The 17828-nt window shown below is 70.6% G+C and carries 18 protein-coding genes; 7 read left to right on the top strand and 11 right to left on the bottom strand.

Annotation, left to right across the window (positions count from 1 at the left end):
- Positions 1-204: 204 nt before the first annotated feature.
- On the top strand, positions 205-3051 hold the full coding sequence (gene leuS, locus BN2279_RS25620) for a leucine--tRNA ligase (protein WP_104531136.1): 2847 nt from the start codon (positions 205-207) through the stop codon (positions 3049-3051).
- A gap of 30 nt (positions 3052-3081) precedes the next feature.
- Positions 3082-3711 (top strand): hypothetical protein, encoded by a 630-nt coding sequence (locus BN2279_RS25625; protein ID WP_199827798.1) that lies wholly within the window; start codon positions 3082-3084, stop codon positions 3709-3711.
- A gap of 10 nt (positions 3712-3721) precedes the next feature.
- On the opposite strand, the gene BN2279_RS25630 is transcribed toward BN2279_RS25625, so the two are convergent.
- The 3 genes from BN2279_RS25630 to BN2279_RS25640 all read right to left on the bottom strand — a co-directional run bounded on the left by BN2279_RS25630 (position 3722) and on the right by BN2279_RS25640 (position 5904).
- Entirely contained in the window at positions 3722-4129 is a 408-nt protein-coding gene (locus BN2279_RS25630; RefSeq protein ID WP_059013402.1) for a carboxymuconolactone decarboxylase family protein, read from the bottom strand.
- Positions 4126-4878, bottom strand: coding sequence for a dienelactone hydrolase family protein (locus tag BN2279_RS25635; RefSeq protein WP_059013403.1), 753 nt, complete (start codon positions 4876-4878; stop codon positions 4126-4128). Before BN2279_RS25635 ends, BN2279_RS25630 begins: the two co-directional genes overlap by 4 nt.
- A 180-nt stretch (positions 4879-5058) precedes the next feature.
- Complete coding sequence (locus BN2279_RS25640) at positions 5059-5904, bottom strand: helix-turn-helix transcriptional regulator (protein WP_059013404.1); 846 nt, start codon at positions 5902-5904, stop codon at positions 5059-5061.
- A gap of 211 nt (positions 5905-6115) precedes the next feature.
- Between BN2279_RS25640 and BN2279_RS25645 the strand changes: the two genes are divergently transcribed.
- Positions 6116-6961, top strand: a complete 846-nt coding sequence (locus BN2279_RS25645) for a DegV family protein (protein ID WP_059013405.1) — start codon at positions 6116-6118, stop codon at positions 6959-6961.
- 102 nt (positions 6962-7063) lie between these two features.
- Here BN2279_RS25645 and BN2279_RS25650 read toward each other — a convergent pair whose 3' ends face one another.
- Both BN2279_RS25650 and BN2279_RS29625 read right to left on the bottom strand, forming a co-directional pair.
- Positions 7064-8173 (bottom strand): hypothetical protein, encoded by a 1110-nt coding sequence (locus tag BN2279_RS25650; RefSeq protein ID WP_059013406.1) that lies wholly within the window; start codon positions 8171-8173, stop codon positions 7064-7066.
- 129 nt (positions 8174-8302) lie between these two features.
- A complete protein-coding gene (locus BN2279_RS29625; protein WP_059013407.1) occupies positions 8303-9418 on the bottom strand; it encodes a hypothetical protein in 1116 nt (371 codons plus the stop codon).
- A gap of 325 nt (positions 9419-9743) precedes the next feature.
- On the opposite strand from BN2279_RS29625, the gene BN2279_RS25660 reads away from it, so the two are divergent.
- The 3 genes from BN2279_RS25660 to BN2279_RS25670 are packed head-to-tail and all read left to right on the top strand — an operon-like array spanning position 9744 to position 11762.
- On the top strand, positions 9744-10427 hold the full coding sequence (locus BN2279_RS25660) for a ComEA family DNA-binding protein (protein WP_234348083.1): 684 nt from the start codon (positions 9744-9746) through the stop codon (positions 10425-10427).
- A complete protein-coding gene (locus BN2279_RS31635) occupies positions 10414-10821 on the top strand; it encodes a hypothetical protein (protein WP_059013409.1) in 408 nt (135 codons plus the stop codon). Before BN2279_RS25660 ends, BN2279_RS31635 begins: the two co-directional genes overlap by 14 nt.
- A gap of 41 nt (positions 10822-10862) precedes the next feature.
- The gene (locus tag BN2279_RS25670) at positions 10863-11762 is read left to right on the top strand and encodes a ComEC/Rec2 family competence protein (protein ID WP_059013410.1); all 900 of its coding nucleotides are present in this window, start codon (positions 10863-10865) and stop codon (positions 11760-11762) included.
- 97 nt (positions 11763-11859) lie between these two features.
- Here BN2279_RS25670 and BN2279_RS25675 read toward each other — a convergent pair whose 3' ends face one another.
- From BN2279_RS25675 to BN2279_RS25690, 5 genes are all read right to left on the bottom strand, one after another.
- Entirely contained in the window at positions 11860-12207 is a 348-nt protein-coding gene (locus tag BN2279_RS25675; RefSeq protein ID WP_079032499.1) for a hypothetical protein, read from the bottom strand.
- A 148-nt stretch (positions 12208-12355) separates the two neighbouring features.
- Positions 12356-12880, bottom strand: coding sequence for an NUDIX domain-containing protein (locus BN2279_RS25680; protein ID WP_059013412.1), 525 nt, complete (start codon positions 12878-12880; stop codon positions 12356-12358).
- Positions 12881-12898: 18 nt separating this feature from the next.
- Positions 12899-13279, bottom strand: coding sequence for a helix-turn-helix domain-containing protein (locus BN2279_RS31640; RefSeq protein ID WP_059013413.1), 381 nt, complete (start codon positions 13277-13279; stop codon positions 12899-12901).
- Between the two features lie 269 nt (positions 13280-13548).
- Positions 13549-13710 carry a hypothetical protein gene (locus BN2279_RS29635; protein WP_159037336.1) on the bottom strand — a complete coding sequence of 54 codons (162 nt, stop codon included), beginning with the start codon at positions 13708-13710 and terminating at the stop codon, positions 13549-13551.
- Positions 13707-13952, bottom strand: a complete 246-nt coding sequence (locus BN2279_RS25690) for a hypothetical protein (RefSeq protein ID WP_059013414.1) — start codon at positions 13950-13952, stop codon at positions 13707-13709. Before BN2279_RS25690 ends, BN2279_RS29635 begins: the two co-directional genes overlap by 4 nt.
- 200 nt (positions 13953-14152) lie before the next feature.
- Here BN2279_RS25690 and BN2279_RS28200 point away from each other — a divergent pair, with 200 nt between their 5' ends.
- The gene (locus BN2279_RS28200; protein WP_079032500.1) at positions 14153-15376 is read left to right on the top strand and encodes a helix-turn-helix transcriptional regulator; all 1224 of its coding nucleotides are present in this window, start codon (positions 14153-14155) and stop codon (positions 15374-15376) included.
- A gap of 766 nt (positions 15377-16142) precedes the next feature.
- On the opposite strand, the gene BN2279_RS25695 is transcribed toward BN2279_RS28200, so the two are convergent.
- Positions 16143-17687, bottom strand: coding sequence for an HK97 family phage prohead protease (locus tag BN2279_RS25695; RefSeq protein WP_199827799.1), 1545 nt, complete (start codon positions 17685-17687; stop codon positions 16143-16145).
- Positions 17688-17828 lie beyond the last annotated feature (141 nt).

Here is a 17828-nt window from a genome sequence, read left to right on the forward strand (position 1 = left end):
GCAGCGGGCGCGCAGGGGGGGGCCGTGTTTTCCGGCGGGGGCCGGTTCCCGGTGGTGCGCTACCCTGTCGGCATGCGTGCCGTACGCCTTCTGCTTACGTGGCCGCGCTGACGGAACGACGACACGACGCCAGCGCGGCTCCCCCTCCTGTGCGAGGGGTTTTTTCATTGCGTGGCAGAGACGACCGATGGAGTGCCGGAGACGATGAGCGAGACACACAAGTACGACGCCGCCCTGGCCGCGGACATCGAGGCGCGCTGGCAGGACCACTGGGAGCGGAACGGCACCTACGAGACGCCCAACCCGAGCGGGGACCTGGCGGACGATCCGGAGCAGGCGGCACGGCCCAAGAAGTTCATCATGGACATGTTCCCGTACCCGTCGGGTGCGGGGCTGCACGTGGGGCATCCGCTGGGGTACATCGCGACCGACGTGTACGCCCGCTTCCAGCGGATGACCGGGCACAATGTGCTGCACACGCTGGGCTTCGACGCCTTCGGGCTGCCGGCCGAGCAGTACGCGGTGCAGACCGGCACGCACCCGCGGGTCTCCACCGAGGCGAACATCAGGACGTACAAGACCCAGTTGCGGCGGCTGGGCCTGGGCTACGACCAGCGGCGTTCGTTCGCCACCATCGATCCGGAGTACTACCGGTGGACGCAGTGGATCTTCCTGCGGATCTTCAACTCGTGGTACGACCGGGACGCCGGCCGCGCGCGGCCCATCGGTGAGCTGGTCGCGGCGTTCGAGACGGGCGAGCGGGCCACGCCGGACGGGCGGCCGTGGGGGGAGCTGACCGCCGCCGAGCGCGCCGACGTGCTGAGCGGGTACCGGCTGGCATACGCCTCCGAGGCGCCGGTCAACTGGTGTCCGGGGCTGGGCACCGTGCTGGCCAACGAGGAGGTCACGGCCGACGGCCGGTCCGAGCGGGGCAACTTCCCGGTGTTCAAGGCGAAGTTGCGGCAGTGGAACATGCGGATCACCGCGTACGCCGACCGGTTGCTGGACGGTCTGGACACCGTGGACTGGCCCGAGGCCATCAAGCTCCAGCAGCGGAACTGGATCGGCCGGTCCGAGGGCGCCCGGATCGACTTCCCGGTCGGTGAGAAGGGCGACGGCGGCACCGTCACGGTCTTCACCACCCGCCAGGACACGCTGTTCGGCGCCACCTACATGGTGCTGGCGCCCGAGCACCACCTGATCGACGCCGTCGTCCCCGCCGCCTGGCCGGAGGGCACGCACGCGGTGTGGACCGGCGGGCACGCCACCCCGGCCGAGGCGGTCGCGGCCTACCGCAAGCAGGCCGCCGCGAAGTCGGACGTGGAGCGGCAGGCCGACACCAAGGAGAAGACCGGCGTCTTCACCGGCGTGTTCGCGGTCAACCCGGTCAACGGCGAGCGGATTCCCGTCTTCATCGCCGACTACGTGCTGCTGGGCTACGGCACGGGCGCCATCATGGCCGTTCCGGCGCACGACAGCCGGGACTTCGCGTTCGCGCGGGCCTTCGAGCTGCCGGTCCGGTGCGTCGTCGAGCCGACCGACGGGCGGGGCACGGACCCGGCGACGTGGGAGGAGTCGTTCGACGCCAAGGACGGGCGCGTCGTCAACTCGGCGTCGGCCGAGGTGAGTCTGGACGGGCTGACCGTGCCGGAGGCCAAGAGCAGGATCAACTCCTGGCTGGAGGAACGGGGCCTGGGCGAGGGCACCGTCAACTTCCGGCTGCGCGACTGGCTGTTCAGCCGCCAGCGGTACTGGGGCGAGCCGTTCCCCATCGTCTACGACGAGGACGGCGTGGCCCACCCGCTGCCCGAGGAGATGCTGCCGCTGGAGCTGCCGGAGGTCGACGACTACGCGCCGCGGACGTTCGACCCGGACGACGCCGACACGCGGCCCGAGACGCCGCTGTCGCGCAACGAGGACTGGGTCAACGTCACCCTGGACCTGGGCGACGGGCCCCGGCGGTACCGGCGCGAGACCAACACCATGCCCAACTGGGCGGGTTCGTGCTGGTACCAACTGCGGTACCTGGACCCGCACAACAGCGAGAAGCTGGTCGATCCCGACATCGAGCGCTACTGGATGGGCCCGCGCGAGGGCATGCCGACCGGCGGTGTCGACCTGTACGTGGGCGGCGCCGAGCACGCGGTGCTGCATCTGCTGTACGCGCGGTTCTGGCAGAAGGTGCTGTTCGACCTGGGGCACGTCTCGTCGGACGAGCCGTACCACAAGCTGTTCAACCAGGGCATGATCCAGGCGTACGTCTACCGGGACAGCCGCGGCTTCCCGGTGCCCGCCGCCGAGGTCGAGGAGCGGGACGGCGGCTGGGTGCACCAGGGGGAGCCGGTCACGCGCGAGCTGGGCAAGATCGGCAAGTCCCTGAAGAACGTGATCGCCCCCGACGAGATCTTCGCCGCGTACGGCGCCGACACGCTGCGGCTGTACGAGATGGCGATGGGTCCGCTGGACGTGTCGCGGCCCTGGGAGACCCGGGCGGTCGTCGGCCAGTACCGGCTGCTGCAACGGCTGTGGCGCAATGTGCTGGACGAGGCGACGGGCGAGGTCACGGTCGTCGCCGACGACCCGGACGAGGAGACGCTGCGCGTCACGCACAAGGCGATCGACGGCGTCACCGCGGACCTGGAGCAGTTGCGGTTCAACACCGCGATCGCCAAGATCACCGAGCTGAACAACCACGTCACCAAGCTGCCGCGGGTGCCGAGGGCGACGGCCGAGACGCTGGTGCTGCTGGTCGCGCCGCTGGCGCCGCACATCGCGGAGGAGCTGTGGCACCGGCTGGGGCACGCCGGCAGCGTGACGCGCGAGGCGTTCCCGGTCGCCGACCCGGCGTATCTGGTGGACGAGACCGTGACGTGCGTGGTGCAGGTCAAGGGCAAGGTGCGGGCCCGGCTGGAGGTGCCGCCGACCGTCTCCGACGCTGAGCTGGAGGCACTGGCGGTGGCCGATCCGGGGGTGGTCGCGGCGCTGGGCGGGGCCGGAATCCGCAAGGTCATCGTGCGCGCGCCGAAGTTGGTCAACATCGTGCCCGCCTGATCCGGCCGCCGGGACCTACCCTGGGGATTCATGGAGATAGTCATCGCTTGGCTCGTGCTGTCCCTGGTGGTGTTCGGCGTCTTCGTCGCGGTGGTCGTGCGCGGCGTGCGGGCCGCGCGGCGCGGCATCACGCGTGCCCGGCGGGAGGTCCGCCGCACGCTGACCGATGCCGCGCTGACCGCGCGGTCCGCCCAGCCGGGCCTGATGGGTGAGTTGGCGCGCATGCGCCGCGAGCTGCGGCTGTCGCTGGACAGCACCCGCGGCACGCTGTCCGCCGGGGCCGGGCGCGATCCCGCGCTGCGGGAGGCGCTCGGGCTCCTGGACCAGCTCGCCCAGCACGCGGAACGGCTCGACGGCGAACTGGCCCTGCTGATGGCCGCCGAACCCGACCGGGCCCGCGTCTCCGCCCGCCTGCCGGACCTCCGGGGGCGGACGGCGCGGATCCGGTCGTCCGCCGACGCGCTGCGCCAGGCCGCCCAGGACCGCGCGCGTCACGACGACACGGCGGGCCTGGACGCCCTGCACGAGCAGATCGCGCTGGAGGCGAACGCGCTGCGCCACTGGTCCCCGGTGACCGGGCAGATCACCGGGGAGCAGGGGTTCGGGCAGGTCACCGACCGGGGCGCCGTGCGGCGCGAGGCGGTCGAGGACGGGGACTGAGCGGCTGTGCTCAGTCCGGGTCGGGTGCCGCCGGCACCGGCAGGAGGCCGCGTGCGGCGAAGACCTCCCGCGCGGCGATCAGGCTGTTGACCGTGCGGGGGAAGCCGGCGAACGGCAGACCGGCGAGCAGGGTCTCCACCACATCGTTCGGCGTGGCCCCCGCGTTGAGCGCCAGGCCGAGGTGGAAGGCGACCTGCCGTTCGGTGCCGCCGAGCGCGGTGAGCGAGGCCAGGGTGAGCAACTGCCGTTCCCTGACGGTCAGGCCGGGGCGGCCGTAGAGGTCGCCGAAGACGAACTCGCCGACGTAGCGGCCCATGTCGGGGGCGATGTCGGCCAGTGCCGCGAAGACGGCCTCGCCGTCGCCGCCCAGCTCCGCCAGGGTGCGCCGGCCGCGCGCGAGACGGGATTCGGCGCTCATGCGGCGGGGACCCGTTCCGCGTGCCGGGCGGTGAAGTCGCGGATCCGCTCCCAGGCGTCGGCCGCGTACTCCCGCCACCGCTCGTCGGCGCGGTCGAAGAAGGAGTGCGGCGCCCCGTCGTAGACCCGCCGCTCGTACGTCTTCCCGGCCGCGTCCAGCCGCGCGGTGAACGCCGCGAACCGCTCCGGTGAGGTGGCCGCGTCGTCGCCGGCCAGGAGCAGCAGGAGCGGCGCGTCGAGGGCGTCGAGACGGTCCTCGGCCAGGGCGGGCAGACCGTAGAAGCCGATGGAGCCGGCGAGCCCAAGGCCCGTGCCGGACAGCCGCCAGGAGTGGCCGCCGCCCATGCAGAAGCCCACGGAGAAGACGGCCGTGCCGGGGTGGTGTTCGGCGAGCAGGCCGGCCGCGGCGGCGGCGTCCTCGGCGACGCGGTCGGGGACGAGCGCGGCGTAGTGCGGCTCCCAGTCGAAGTCGTCGCCGCGCCTTCCGGGGCCGGCGGTGCGGCCGTAGTAGTCGAGGGCGACGGCGGCGAAGCCCGCTTCGGCGAAGCGGCGGGCCAGCTCCTCGTAGTACGGGTGGAGGCCCCGGGCGTCGGGCAGGATCAGCACGGCACGGCCGTTGGGCTCGCCGGGGCGGGCGTGGAAGCCGGTGAACGCGGTGCCGTCCCGGGAGGTCAGCTCGACGGGCCCGGCGCCGGCCACGGTGCCGGGGTCGGGGGCGGCGGGCGGCCTGCTGTCGGTGCTGTGGCACATGGAATGGTCAGCCTTTTCTCTGGTGCGGTGAGCTGGGGTCCCGGGACGCACCGCACGTTAGTGGCGCGGCGGGGCGGGCCGGAAGCGCCGGGGCTGGTGGTGCCGATGGTGGTGGTGGCGGTGACAGGCTCGGCCACGGGCCGCGGGCCACGGGCCGCGGCTGCCGGGGAGCCGTGGGGCTCAGGCGCGCGGGAAGAGGGCGGCGAGCCGGGTCTGGGTGGCGGGGTCGGCCGGGGTGTGGAGGATGAGCTGCACGCCCTCGTGGGCGGAGAGGTCCCAGGTCAGCACGGACAGGGCGAGCGGGCCGGCGTCCGGGTGCCGGATCTCCTTCGTCCGGTGGCCGGTTGTCTCCGACACGTCGTGGCCGTGCCAGAGCGCGGAGAAGTCCGGGCTGCGGTCGCACAGTTCGGCGACGAGCGCTTCGAGGCGGGGGTGGCCGAACCAGTCGGCCACCTCGGCACGGAAGCGGGCGACTGTGTCGCGGGCCAGTTCGCCGGCGTCGGCGTACCGCTCGTGGCGGTGATCGTCGGTGAAGAACGCGAGGAGGATGTTGCCGCTGTCGGGGGTGAAGCCGAGGAGCCGGGCGGCGGGTTCGTTGGCGGCCAGGACGTTCCAGAAGCGGTCCTTGACCAGGGCCGGGTTGGGGGACCAGCGGTCGACGGTCTCGGCGAGCCGTTCCAGGAACGCGGTGTCGCGGCGCGCGTCCTCCGGGTCGGGGTGGGCGGGCGGCTTCAGGCCGGTGAGGCGGAACAGATAGGACCGCTCGGAGGGGCTGAGGCGCAGCACGCGGCTGATGGCGGAGACGACGGACTCCGAGACGTTGATCTCCCTGCCCTGCTCCAGCCACGTGTACCAGGAGGTGCCGACCCCGGCCAGCACGGCGACCTCCTCGCGGCGGAGCCCGGGGGTGCGGCGGCGGCCGGACACGGCGATGCCGAACTCGTCGGGGGTGAGGCGGGAACGGCGCGAGCGGAGGAAGCGGCTCAGCTCCTCGCGCCGTCGCTGTCGCGCGGCGGTCTCCGGCACGGGCGGCCCCCCTTCGCTTCCCCGGTCTCGCAGGTCTGCCCGGTCGTTCCGGTCTTCCCGGTCTGCCTGGTCTTCCCGGTCTTCCCCGGACGGACTTTACCGGCGGGCGGCGGGCCGTGAACTCTTTGCCGGCGATGTGGGTCACATCCCGGACGCGCATCCCGCCGGTGCTCTTCCGGGGTCCGCGAACGGCTCCAGTAGTCTCCGTTCTATGCCCCGCTCTCTCGCCATCGTCACCGATTCCACGGCCTACCTGCCGCGGGCGGTGGTCGCGAGCCACGCGATCCGGGTGGTGCCGCTGACGGTGGTGCTCGGCCGGGAGGCGCTGGAGGACGGCACCGCGGAGGCGGGGCGGCGGCTGGAACAGGCGCGGCGGCAGCGGCAGCCGGTGACGACATCGCGGCCGGGGCCCCCGTTGTTCGCGGCGGCCTACCGGGCGGCGGCCGAGGCGGGCGCGACGGGCATCGTTTCGCTGCACCTGTCCTCGGAGATCTCCGGCACTTATGACGCGGCGGTCGTCGCGGCGCGCGAGGCGCCGGTGCCGGTGCGGGTGGTGGACAGCGGGATGGTCGCGATGGCGCTGGGCTTCGCGGTGCTGGCGGCGGCCGAGGTCGCGGCGGTCGGCGGCACGCTGGACGAGGCGGTGGCCGGGGCGGTGAAACGTGCCGAGGCGACCCGCGCGTATTTCTATGTCGACACCCTGGAGCATCTGCGGCGCGGCGGCCGGATCGGCGCGGCGCAGGCCCTGCTCGGCTCGGCGCTCGCGGTGAAGCCGCTGCTCGAACTGACCGAGGGGCGCATCGAGTTGCGGGAGAAGGTACGGACCGCGGGGAAGGCCATCGCGCGGCTGGAGGGGCTGGCCGTCGACCACGCGGCGGCGGGGCCGGTCGATGTCGCGGTCCACCATGTGGCGGCGGCGGAGCGCGCCGCGCAGTTGGCCGAACGGCTCACCCGGCGGCTGCCGGGGCTCGCGGAGTTGCACGTCGGCGAGGTGGGCGCGGTGCTCGGCGCGCACACCGGGCCCGGGCTGCTGGGCGTGGTCGGCTCACCGAGGTGAGACGACCGGGCGCGGCGGCCCGCGGCGCGGCGGTACAAGGCGGGGCGGTACAAGGCGGGGCGGGCCGGCCGCCGGTGGAGACCGGCGGCCGGCCCTGGCCGTTCAGCCCACGCGGAAGGCCCGCTCCCGCGGCGCCCGGGCGGGCAGCCGGTGCCGTGCCACCTCCGCGAGCCGGGTCGGGCCGGCCAGGTCCGCGACGATGACCAGCTCGCCGTCGGCCGCGCGGATCCACACGTCGCGCCCGGCCAGGCTGGGCGGGAGCGGATAGCGCCGGGCCCCGTAGGCGATGGCGCGGTCGCCGTCCACGGTCCGCCGCCGGCCGAGGGCCAGCGCGCAGGGCTCGGACGGCAGCGGGCTCAGACGCCGGCGCTCCATGGGGATCCGCTCGTTCCCGGTGTTGATCCGCTCGGTGAACAGCGCGCAGGCGGAGCGCAGCGCGGCGAACGACGGGTAGCGCTGGCGGAGGTCGGTGCCGATGGGCACCAGATCGGCCGGCGCGATGCGGATCTCGGCCCACCGGCCGTCGCCCATCGAGTCCGGTGTGTACGGAACGCGGGCCCGGGCCTGGGCGCCGTAGTGCAGGCCGACCTCCGCGAGGTCGGAGTGCCGGATGCCCGCTCCGGCGCCGGGGGCCGTCAGCAGGTGCGCGGGGACGCCGCCGACGGTGCGGAGCGCCGTGTCCAGGCAGCAGACCAGCGACGCGAGGGTGCGGTCCCAGGAGGGGATCACGACGCGGAACCGCGACCAGGGCAGCCAGGCGTGGAACAGGGACGTCCGGCGCGGACGCCCGTCCGGGCCCGGCACGGTGGGGCCCTGCGTCCACCGGAACTCCAGCCACAGGCCGGGCTCGGGGACCCATGGCCGGTAGGTGCGGCGGACTCCGGCGCGCCAGCGGGCCTTGGCCTCGGCCACCAGCCGCCGCGTGGTGCGGTCGGTGCCGTCGAATCCCATCTCCACCAGCCGCTCGTGGGCGCGGGCCGCGCTCAGCCGCCCCTGGGAGCGGTCGACCCACTCCTCGACCTTCTCCACGTACACGTCGGTGAGCCGGGGGCGGCGGACGGGTGCGGCCACCGGGCGGCCGGTGTCGCGGGCCGCGACATAGCGGCGAACGGTCTTCGGGTCGCAGCCGACGATGCGCGCCGCCGCGTGCGCGCACTGGGTGGCGTCGTAGGCCACCAGTATCTGGATGACTTCCTCGGCGGTCTTCTTCACGGCCCCTCCACGACGCTGGGGCGGCATGCCGGATTTTCGCGGGATATGAACATCTACGGTGCTCTCTGTCCTGCTTCTTTCGGGCTGATGGTGAGCGGAGCGCACGCGCGAGGAGCGCGTGGCGCCGCGTCAGCCCGGCAGGACGAGAACGCCGTACGGGCGGTCGCGCAGCGGGTGGTCCGGCCCGGTGGGGAGCTGGTCCTCGCCGGAGAGCAGGGGGTGGCCCGAAGGCAGGGCGGTCGGCTGGTCCACACCGCGCGGGGTGTGGTCACAGGCACTGCGCCCCAGGTCGGCGGTGTGGTGCGGGCCGGGTGACGGGGACGGTCCGTCGTCGCCCGGCGCCGCGTCGTCCGGCCGGAACGTGGCCGGGGACGGCGGGGACGGGGCTGTCGACGCCCCCGTGGGGGCCGCCGCCGCGGCAGGGGGCGCGGCGGAGGGAGCGGACGGACCGAAGCCGGAGGCGTCGGCGCGCTCGTCCCGCTCAGGAGTGGCGGTGCCGGCGGCCTCCCGGTCGGGCCCGCCGGATATGCCGGTGCCCCGGTCTTCCGCACTGCCGCCGCGACCGTGACCGTTCCCGTGGCCGTTTCCCTTTCCGTGGCCATGACCGGCCCGGTCCTGTCCGGGGGGCTGGGAGAACGGGGGCAGAGTGGCGCGCACCACCGGAAGGTGAGCGGCCACGCCCCTCACCACGGGCTCGATCGCGCGGGGCGCGGACCCGGCCGCGCTGCCTATCCCGTCGAGGGACGCACCGGCGGGGGGCTGCTCACCGGCGCGCTCCGCGGCTTGGTCCGGGACCTCGCCGGCGGCCTGCTCCGGGGCCCGGTCCCCGGCCGGTGGGGAAGGCCGGACCGTGACGTCGACCGCGGCGGGCACCACGGGAGCCCGCTCGGCGGCCAAGTCCGGCGCGCCGCCCGGCTCTTGCTGCCTCGACTGGTGGTATCCCGGCTCCGGCTGCCCCGGCTGCCCCGGCTGCCCCGGCTGCTGCCTCGACTCCTCCTGTCCGGACCGCTGTTGCCCCGACTCGGGCTGTCCCGGCTCGGGCTGTCCCGGCAACGCCGGGAGGTGCCGCGTCAGCGCCGCGACCGGTGAGGGCGGCGGGCCGCCGGACTGCTCGGCGCGCGCCGATCCGGCGAACAGGAAGGCCAGGAACAGGGCAGCGCCCAGCAGCAGAAGGGCCGTCAGGGCACGCCGCGTCGCCGCAGGACACCGGTCATCGGTGTCGGCGGGGGCGGCCGACGAGGTCATGGCCTGATCCTCTGCCTTTGGCCGAGGGCCGCACAAGCCCTGGCGCGAAGCTGTACTCAGGTCGGTGACGAAGTTTTCCACAGAGCTGGGGTTATCCACAGATTCCGGCCGGCGCCTCCACGGGGATCCGGCGGGCTCTAGCGTCCCGTGCCATGGAGACGAGGCGAGGAACCCAGACAGTCCCCTTTTTTCAAGCAGAAGGCGGCATACGTTCTTTCTGCCTGTCGTGTGGGCTCGGAGATGTTTATAAGGGTCAGCCCCATCGCCGTCCCTGGCCGCGTCGCCGTCGCCGTCGCCGTCGCCACCGTCCCCGGCGCCTCCGCCGGTGCGGCTCTCGCCGTGGCGGCGGGCGCGGCTGGCCGTGGGGGAGCGGCTGCCGCCGTGGGTCAGGTCGCGGTGCGGGATGGAGACGCGGACCCTGGCCGCGCTGTCGGTGGTGCTGCTGGTGGCGGCCGGGATCGCCGCCCATCAGTACGCGACCGGGCGGCCCGGGGCCGTCACCGTGGCGGAGCGGGAGGTGCCCGCCGCGACGCCGGTCGCCTCGCCCTCGATGTCGGCGGTCGCCGCCGCCGAGCTGGTGGTCGACGTGGCGGGCGAGGTGCGTGAGCCCGGTCTGTACACGCTGCCCGCCGGGTCCCGGGTGGCGGACGCGATCGAGGCGGCGGGCGGTGGCGAGCCCGGGGCGGACAGCGCGGGGCTGAACCGGGCCCGGCCGCTGGTCGACGGTGAGCAGATCCTGTTCGGCGCCGACGCGGTGGCCGCCCCCGTCCCGGTGCCGGGCGCGGCGGCGGCCGGGACAGCCGGAGCGGCGGTCGGGGGCCTGGTCAGTCTCAACACGGCGACGCCCGAGCAGCTCCAGACTCTCCCGGGCATCGGGCCGGTATTGGCGGAGCACATCGTCGCCTATCGCCAGGAGAACGGCGGCTTCACCTCCGTCGAGCAGTTGGGCGAGGTCTCCGGGATCGGGGAGCGCAGGCTGGCTGACCTCAGGGACCGTGTCGGGCTGTGACCGGCCGGCGGCCCGGCGGCACCCGGTGCACGCCGCCTCGGGTCACCGGCTGGGCGCGGCCCACCCGAGGCAGGAGCTTCCCGGCGACCTGCGGCTGGTGCCGCCCGCCGCGGCGGCCTGGGCGGCGGCGGCCTGGGCGCTCGGGGCGTCCGCCCGGGTCACCGCGGGCTGGGTGGTCTGTTGTCTCCTCGCCGCCGGGGCCCTGCTGGTGCGGGGCCGCCGTCCGGTCGGCGGGGCGCGGCCGGAGCGGCCGGTGGCGGTGGCCTTCGCCGTGGTGCTGCTCCTGTCTCTTATACACATATCCCAGCCCACGAGAGAGGCAGTAATCTCCCATGCCGCCTCCTGCTTGAGCAAAAACAACAACAGTCACTTAACCACATCTCATCTACACTAAGCCACCTAATCCTTAATTAACACGGGCTGCACCGGGCGGGAGTGCGCGGCGGGCCGCTGCCGGGGGCGGCCGGGCAGTGGGTCACCGCCGAGGTCACCGTGACCGGCGATCCCAGGGCCGCCGACGTCCGGCCCGGTGGCGCTCCGGGGCCGGTCCTGCTGGACGCCGAGGTGACGCGTGTCCGGGTCGGGGGCACGGAGCAGGCCGTCCGCAGCCCGGTGCTGGTGGTCGTGGTCGAGCCCGCGGGTCAGGGGTCTGAGCAGCGGAGTGAGGAGGTGGGAGAGGAGGGGAGCGAGGAGGAAGAGCGGGACGGGTGGCGGGAGTTGCTGCCCTCCACCCGGCTGCGGATCCGGGCCGAGGTGGTGGCGCCGCTGCCCGGCCGGGAGGGCGGCATCGCGGCCGTGCTGCGCGTCGCGGGGGCGGGGCCGCCGGAGGTGACCGGGGCGCCCGGTGCACCGCAGCGGTTCGCCGGGCGGTTGCGGGACGGTTTGCGGGAGGCAGCCGCCGATCTGCCGGGCGACGCCCGGGGGTTGCTGCCGGCCCTGGTCGTCGGTGACACCTCCGGTCTCTCGCCGGAGCTGGCCGAGGCCGTGCGGGCGACGGGGCTGACGCACGCCATCGTGGTGAGCGGCAGCCACCTGGCGATCGTGCTGGCCGTGCTGATCGGCCGCCCGGCCGCCGCGTCGCGGGCCGAGCGTGGCGGGCTCGCGGCCCGGCTGGGTCTGCCGTTGCGCGCCACGGCCGTGGTGGGCGGCGGTCTGGTCGTGGCCTTCCTCCTGGTGTGCCGACCGGGGCCCAGCGTGCTGCGTGCTGCGGTGTGCGGGGGCATCGCGCTGCTGGCCGTCGCCACCGGGCGGCGCCGTTCGCTGCTGCCCGCCCTGGCGGCGGCGGTGCTGCTGCTGGTGCTGTGGGATCCGGGGCTGGCGGACCCTACACCCTGACAGCTTGGATCACCACAGATCATCGGGCATGAGGAAGCCCCGCCCATGCGCACGGGGGGCGCACGGACGGGGCGTCTGACGGGTTCGCGGTCTTGTCCTAGTCGGTCTCGTGGGAGCGTGTTCCGGTCAGGTCCGGGTACCGGTTCAGGAGATCGGCCCGGATGGCGTCGAGGGTGGGGTCTGAGAACTGCCAGACGTGTGCCCCGGGGTGGTCGGCGAACAGTGTGCAGGCGTCGTCGTCACCCCGCATGGCGTCGCACCAGGGCAGCGTGACGAACCGCCCCGACTCGCCTTCCCAGCGGAACCACAGCGCGTTGTCGAGGTAGTTGTTGACCCAGCAGCATTCGGCGTGTTCTCCGTCGTGCTCTTCCTCCAGCTCGCACGAAGGATGGCCAACACTTCCGTCCGGGCACGGCACAGCGCCAACGGCAGTGCATTGCAGCATGGGGGCACCTTTCTCCGATTGTGGGGAGTCCCGCCCATGTGCCGGGGAGCGCACAGACGGGGCGGAATGTGCGGCTGTCAGCCCTCCGAGGCAGCGCCTGGGCGTCCGCTCAACCGTTGGCGTACCCGGGCTGTCGTGCGTCCCAGGGTTAGAAACCTTCCGGGATCGGATTGCCCGGGGTCCACTCACCGCGCCGATGGGCCTGCTTGAGCTTTTCCGCCATCCGGTAGTCAGCGTCGCTGTAGATCGCTTCTCCGCCGAGGCAGATCGACAGGGCCTTTCCCCCCGCATAAAGAGCGGACGTCACCGCGTACTTCGTGAGCCCTTCGGCACGCATGACCTCTTCCAGACCGACCCAGCGCACGGGACCGAAGGGGCGGATGGAATTGGGCTTTGCGTATCCAGCGCCAAGGACGTAGGTGAGGGTTTCCGGCTCACGGGTTTCCGAGTTGGCGGGAGTCTGGTCGAGAGCGAGAGCGCGCATGAGGGATACCTGCAATCCGGTCTGCTCCGCGAGGAACTGCGTACCACGTTCGAGGATCAATTCCCCCTCTTCGACATATCCGCCCGGGAGACTCCAATCCGAAGAACCGGTGAGCTTCGTGTAGAGCACGCTCCTATCATCCTTTGACAGGACGAGGATGCTCACTTTGACCCAACGGGCTGTGTCCATATTTCGCCTTCCTTTTTCTTAGGTTTCCTGCGGAGGGTCCTGGCGTGGGACGACCACGACCATCTGTTGCCGCCCCGGGCGTCGCATGTCGGTACCGGCTTCGATCAGGAGGGTGTGCACGTTCTGCTGAGTCCGCCCATGCCGTTGGGCCAGCTCGTTCGTGCTTGCACCGCACTCGTATTCGGCCCTAAGCAGGTCCGCGACCCGCTCTCGCCACCCCATGCGCCGCCGTAGCGGCAGCTTCCTCCGGCCCGTACCCGGGTCCAACCTCTGATCAGTGAGTAATCCGGTTACTTCCGTGGTGTCGATTTCGAGGAAGTGGCCGATCTCGTACGGAGTCACTCCGCAGCGGAAGAGGCCCGCCACCTTTCTACTCAGCCGGTCCGCCTCATCAGGCATGAGCCCTCTTTTTCTCCTTGTCTCGTTTCCTGGTCCCCCGCCCTGCCGGAGGAACGTGCCACTCCGGCGGGGCGGGGTGTCTATTCGGGGAGGTCTTCAGCGGCTGGGGTGGTGATTCTCCGGACCACTGCCGACGCGTAGATGAGGGCTTTACACGTCGCGCACCGCTTGCCCTCCGGCGTCACGGTCAGCTCGCCGCTGTGCGTGCATGGCGCTTGGGGGACTTGCTCTTGCGGGTCCGGCGGGGTGAGTTTCATGGGTCCTTTTCCTCATTCCAGGGGGCCTATTTCTGCGGCCATGAATATGAGGGCGCCGAATGCGGCGCAGTAGCCGAGTAAGAGCAGTGGCCCCGAGTAACGGAGGACCTGATCCTTGATCTCCGCGAAGAACTCCACGACGCGGGGGTGGGCGCGGCGACGTGGCCCGGTCATGTCAGTGCCTTGCCGCACGAGCAGCAAATGGCGTCGGGCTCGGTGTCCCACTCGTGACCGTTACGGCGAAGGAACACCTGCACCTGCCGGCGCCCCTCCCGCTCCCACACCAAAACGTCCTTAAGGACGCCCGTGCGGCCGGTCGACGTGTCGGTCACCTCGTGGCCCTTGTGGTGCATCACGGGGTCGGTCGCGTCGGAGATCAGCTTCACGTGATCCAGCGGACCGATGCTCAGGCTCACCGCTCGCCCACCGGGGCGACCGTGGCGCCGCCGCTGTACATAAGCTTGCTCATGGCTGCCTGTCCTTCCTTCAGGTGGTCCACGCCCCCGGGCCGACGCGCATCGGTCGCGGGGGTACTTGCTGTCTTCCAACCCTTCCGCGAGAACAACGAGTTGTCGGAGTGGCCACGTGTGGGCCAGGTGTGGGCCAGACTTGAGGCATGGCGAACGTCATTGGGGCCAACATGCGCCGCCTTCGCGAAGAGCGAGGATGGAGCCAGGCGCGACTAGCGCACGAAGTGTGCCGGTTGGCAGGTGTCAGCGGAGAACCGATCGGCCGTTACGAGATCAGCCGCTACGAGAGAGGGAAGCGAACTCCCCGTGACTGGTTGCCGATCATTGCTACGGCACTTGGCGTGACCGTGGATGATCTCGAAGGGCGACACGGCCCCCCTGAGCCACCTTTGCCCACCCTGGCTGACTACTTGCCGGAAGGTAATCCGCTCGCCTCCCTCAGCGCCCGGCCAGGCCGTCGAATTGGCGTTGGTGCGGTGAGCGACCTACAAAAGCGGGTACACGGGCTAAGACTGGCCGATGACGTAATTGCCGGAGGCGACCTTATCCGTCCGGCGCTTCGTGAACTTCGTTCTGCTGTTCGCGTGTATCGAGAAGGCACCTACAACAGCGAAGTAGGGCGGGGACTTCTCAGGCAGATTGGCGAACTCTCACAAATTGCCGGATGGATTGCTAGTGATGCCGGACAGCACAATGAAGCGGAACGCATATACCGGCTTGGGATCAGTGCGGCAAGGCAGGCGGAAGACCACACGCTAGCCGGAAACCTTGCCGGGTCACTCGCCTATCAGTTCAGCAATACAGGGCGAGAGACAGAGGGTCTGACACTGGCGCAAGCCGCCCTTTCAGAAGCGGGGGACGGCGCCCCGCCGAAAGCGCGTGCGCTGTATTGGGACAGGATCGCATGGGCGCACACTAAAGCCGGACAGGCACAACCTGCCATGCGTGCATTGGGTGAGGCTGGCGAAGCGCTGACGGAAGATGGTCCGGACACGGAATCCCCCGACTATCTCTATTGGGTAGACGCTGGCGAACTCCGAGTCATGGAGTCACGTGTATTCACTGAACTTCATCGACCATTGCGGGCTGTCCCCATGCTGCAAAGCGTGCTAGGCGAATATGAGGCGACACACACGCGGGAAGTCGCCCTTTACTCTTCCTGGCTCGCTGTAGCTCTTGCCGATGCCAACGAGCCGGAAGCCGCAGCGGAAACGGCGGAGCGAGTCATCACACTATCGGCCGACGTCGCTTCAGAAAGGACAGCGGAGCGGGTGCGTGTCGTTCTGGATAGGCTTGAAGCGTTCTCGGAGATTCCCGAGGTTGCCTCACTTATCGCGGAATACAGGGCAGCCCGATTTCCCAATTCCTGACCCCAAGCCGCTGGCGATTGGACTTCAGAATTCCGGCATAATGAAGAGCCCTCCTACCCGCGAGGAAGCGGGTAGGAGGGCTCGATGCCTTGCGCTATCAATGCTTGGGAGGCAGAAAGGGCGTGGCTAAATGCGCTATGGAGCCCTTCGGCAATACCCTGGATGCGATTCCGGGTAGTCCTGTCTGCCGGAAGCCCTGGTCAGTGGGTTGGCGCTCTGGAAAACAGCCGTGCACCTAGCGCGCGTGCGGAGAGCTGGGGCCGGGGTCGGGGAACGGGCAACGCCGGGAACTTTCGAGGGGCTTACCCGCGAGTCGGGTGCCACCGATTGTGAGGAAATTCTTGGAAGGTGTGCATACGTTGCACACCTTCCATCGCGAGGGCAGTCGTTGGGGTACTCACATTCTGAGTACCCTAACGGAGTTCGATGATCTTGATGGGCGAGCGAGCGTCCAACGCGCGATCATGGATAGTCGCGCCCTCCGGGACGTCCAAGCCGTCTTTCCGCTGAGTTTCGGACCAGCAGCCTCGGCAGGACATCAGCACGTTTTGCCATGTCCGCTTGCCGCCCTCTTGTATCGGCGTGCGCCACGCAACGACCATGGCCAACGGCGGCCCGGTGCCAGTGCAGATGTCGCACGCATGCTTCAGCGCGCGGTGTTGCCACAGGCGAGCGCACTTCTGGACGAGGATGGGTTCGCGCTCTGGGCGACGATAGCGTGCGAGATGGAAAATCCGGGATATGGCCATTGCCCGTTGCCAGGGCGTCATGCCCTTCCCCTCTCCGCCTCTTTCTCTTTCCGTCGTTCTTCCGTCTCAACGATATGCCTCGCTTGTGCAGCGGCGAGAGCGGCGGGTGAGTTGAGGGATTCGGTGGTTCGGTCAGCAAAGACCGTGAGGTCGGGCACATTGTCCGGCAGCGTGCTGCTGATGACCTGCACCGATTCGGACTCCTGCAACCAAACTCCGGCGGTCCGGGCGATCGCGCGGTATAGCGCATAGTCCTGTTCAAAGGCGCCGGGGCTCCGAAGGGAGACGGCAACCGAGATGTCGGTATGCAGTCCGACGAATATCCGGGCGTTGTCGGCAAGGACCAATGTGTCCGGTGGCAGGTGGTGGGAAACTACCGGTATCAGGCCATAGACACCCTTGGGCCATTCTGTGGCCAGGATCTGTGATCGCAATGCGCGTGCGGCAATCGGGTCGCACCACATGACCGAAGGGGCGGCACCGGTATCCTCCATTCGCCCGATTGCCTCACTGATCTCGGAAAGGTTCACGGCGGCGTTGGTCGTCACGGCTTGAGACAGTAGGCCGATGATACGCCGGGGGTCATCACCAACTGCCGGACCGGCACCATTGAAAAGTGCCCGGTCAACGCCGCGTGCTACGGCCAGGGCAAGAGACTGGTTGATGCCCGCGTTGAGGTCAGGCCCCGAGTCCTGTGCGACTTCCGAGGTTACTCGTTCAGCGGCTCCGAACTTCACAGCGGCGCTCGTGCGCCCCATGATTTCGGTAGCGGGCTCGGGGATCGGCTGGTCTGCCGCCACGTACGAAGCGTCTTGGGTGCTGATGGCCGGGAGCGTCATCGATGGCTTATGCATCGAAAGCCGGTTGGCGGCAGGGAGGTTCGCGAGGAACTTCGAGCGCGGGGCGATCATGTCCACCCACAGGGCGGCTGGTTCCGTGACGAGCCATTCCGAGTTGTAGGGAATGGCACGCATGTCGATCGGCAGGAATGACGCGCCCGTCCGAACGCCGGAAGCCGTGCGGCTGTGTACATCCGATGCGGAACTCGGCTGGGAGCGAGAACGAGCACCGACGCTCGTGGTCGGGTATGCCGGGAGGAGAACCGGGCCGACTTCAAGCACGGTCATGGACGTGATGACACGTACAGGCAATCCGCTCCCCGTGTCACTTTCTGCTGTGAACTCCATTCCTCCCGGATTCACGCGGAACGTGAAGGAACTGCCCACGATGTCACCGCGCCGGACAAGCTCCGTGACATCCCTGCCCGTCGTCGTCTCGGGGATGTCGATCTCGTACCGGATGCCACGCGAGTCCGCGAACAGCCTCAGCGTCCCCGCACTCTTTCTCCCAAGCACGTTGTTCGTGTCGTGGTTGAAGGTGGCGATCACATCGTGCGTCGCCTGCACCGGGTCCCACGCACCGGGGGCGATCCGCTCCACGAACCCGCCGAGATCGGCGGAGGACTCATTGAAGCGTATGGCGTACCCGGTGAGGGTGTGGACTCCGGATACGGTGCGCAGTTCGACGCGCGAAGGAACTGAACGGATCTCTGTGTGTGTCAAAGCACTTCTCCTCGGCATCAGGCAAGAGCGCCATCTGTGAGCGCCTAACCGGACAGGAGTGCTCGGCCTGCGAGCACTGGAGCCCAAGTCGGGCCATCAGCGGGCGCCCAAGCACCGGCCGGACTTCACCGGTGAACCACG

The sequence above is a fragment of the Streptomyces specialis genome (assembly GCF_001493375.1).
GTDB classification, from domain to species: Bacteria; Actinomycetota; Actinomycetes; order Streptomycetales; family Streptomycetaceae; genus Streptomyces; species Streptomyces specialis.

Excerpts from the sequence above, each read along its gene's own strand:
- leuS (WP_104531136.1), top strand. The coding sequence starts at position 205 with ATGAGCGAGACACACAAGTACGACGCCGCCCTGGCCGCGGACATCGAG.
- BN2279_RS25625 (WP_199827798.1), top strand. The coding sequence starts at position 3,082 with ATGGAGATAGTCATCGCTTGGCTCGTGCTGTCCCTGGTGGTGTTCGGC.
- BN2279_RS25630 (WP_059013402.1), bottom strand. The coding sequence starts at position 4,129 with ATGAGCGCCGAATCCCGTCTCGCGCGCGGCCGGCGCACCCTGGCGGAG.
- BN2279_RS25635 (WP_059013403.1), bottom strand. The coding sequence starts at position 4,878 with ATGTGCCACAGCACCGACAGCAGGCCGCCCGCCGCCCCCGACCCCGGC.
- BN2279_RS25645 (WP_059013405.1), top strand. The coding sequence starts at position 6,116 with ATGCCCCGCTCTCTCGCCATCGTCACCGATTCCACGGCCTACCTGCCG.
- BN2279_RS29625 (WP_059013407.1), bottom strand. The coding sequence starts at position 9,418 with ATGACCTCGTCGGCCGCCCCCGCCGACACCGATGACCGGTGTCCTGCG.
- BN2279_RS25675 (WP_079032499.1), bottom strand. The coding sequence starts at position 12,207 with ATGCTGCAATGCACTGCCGTTGGCGCTGTGCCGTGCCCGGACGGAAGT.
- BN2279_RS25680 (WP_059013412.1), bottom strand. The coding sequence starts at position 12,880 with ATGGACACAGCCCGTTGGGTCAAAGTGAGCATCCTCGTCCTGTCAAAG.
- BN2279_RS31640 (WP_059013413.1), bottom strand. The coding sequence starts at position 13,279 with ATGCCTGATGAGGCGGACCGGCTGAGTAGAAAGGTGGCGGGCCTCTTC.
- BN2279_RS29635 (WP_159037336.1), bottom strand. The coding sequence starts at position 13,710 with ATGACCGGGCCACGTCGCCGCGCCCACCCCCGCGTCGTGGAGTTCTTC.
- BN2279_RS28200 (WP_079032500.1), top strand. The coding sequence starts at position 14,153 with ATGGCGAACGTCATTGGGGCCAACATGCGCCGCCTTCGCGAAGAGCGA.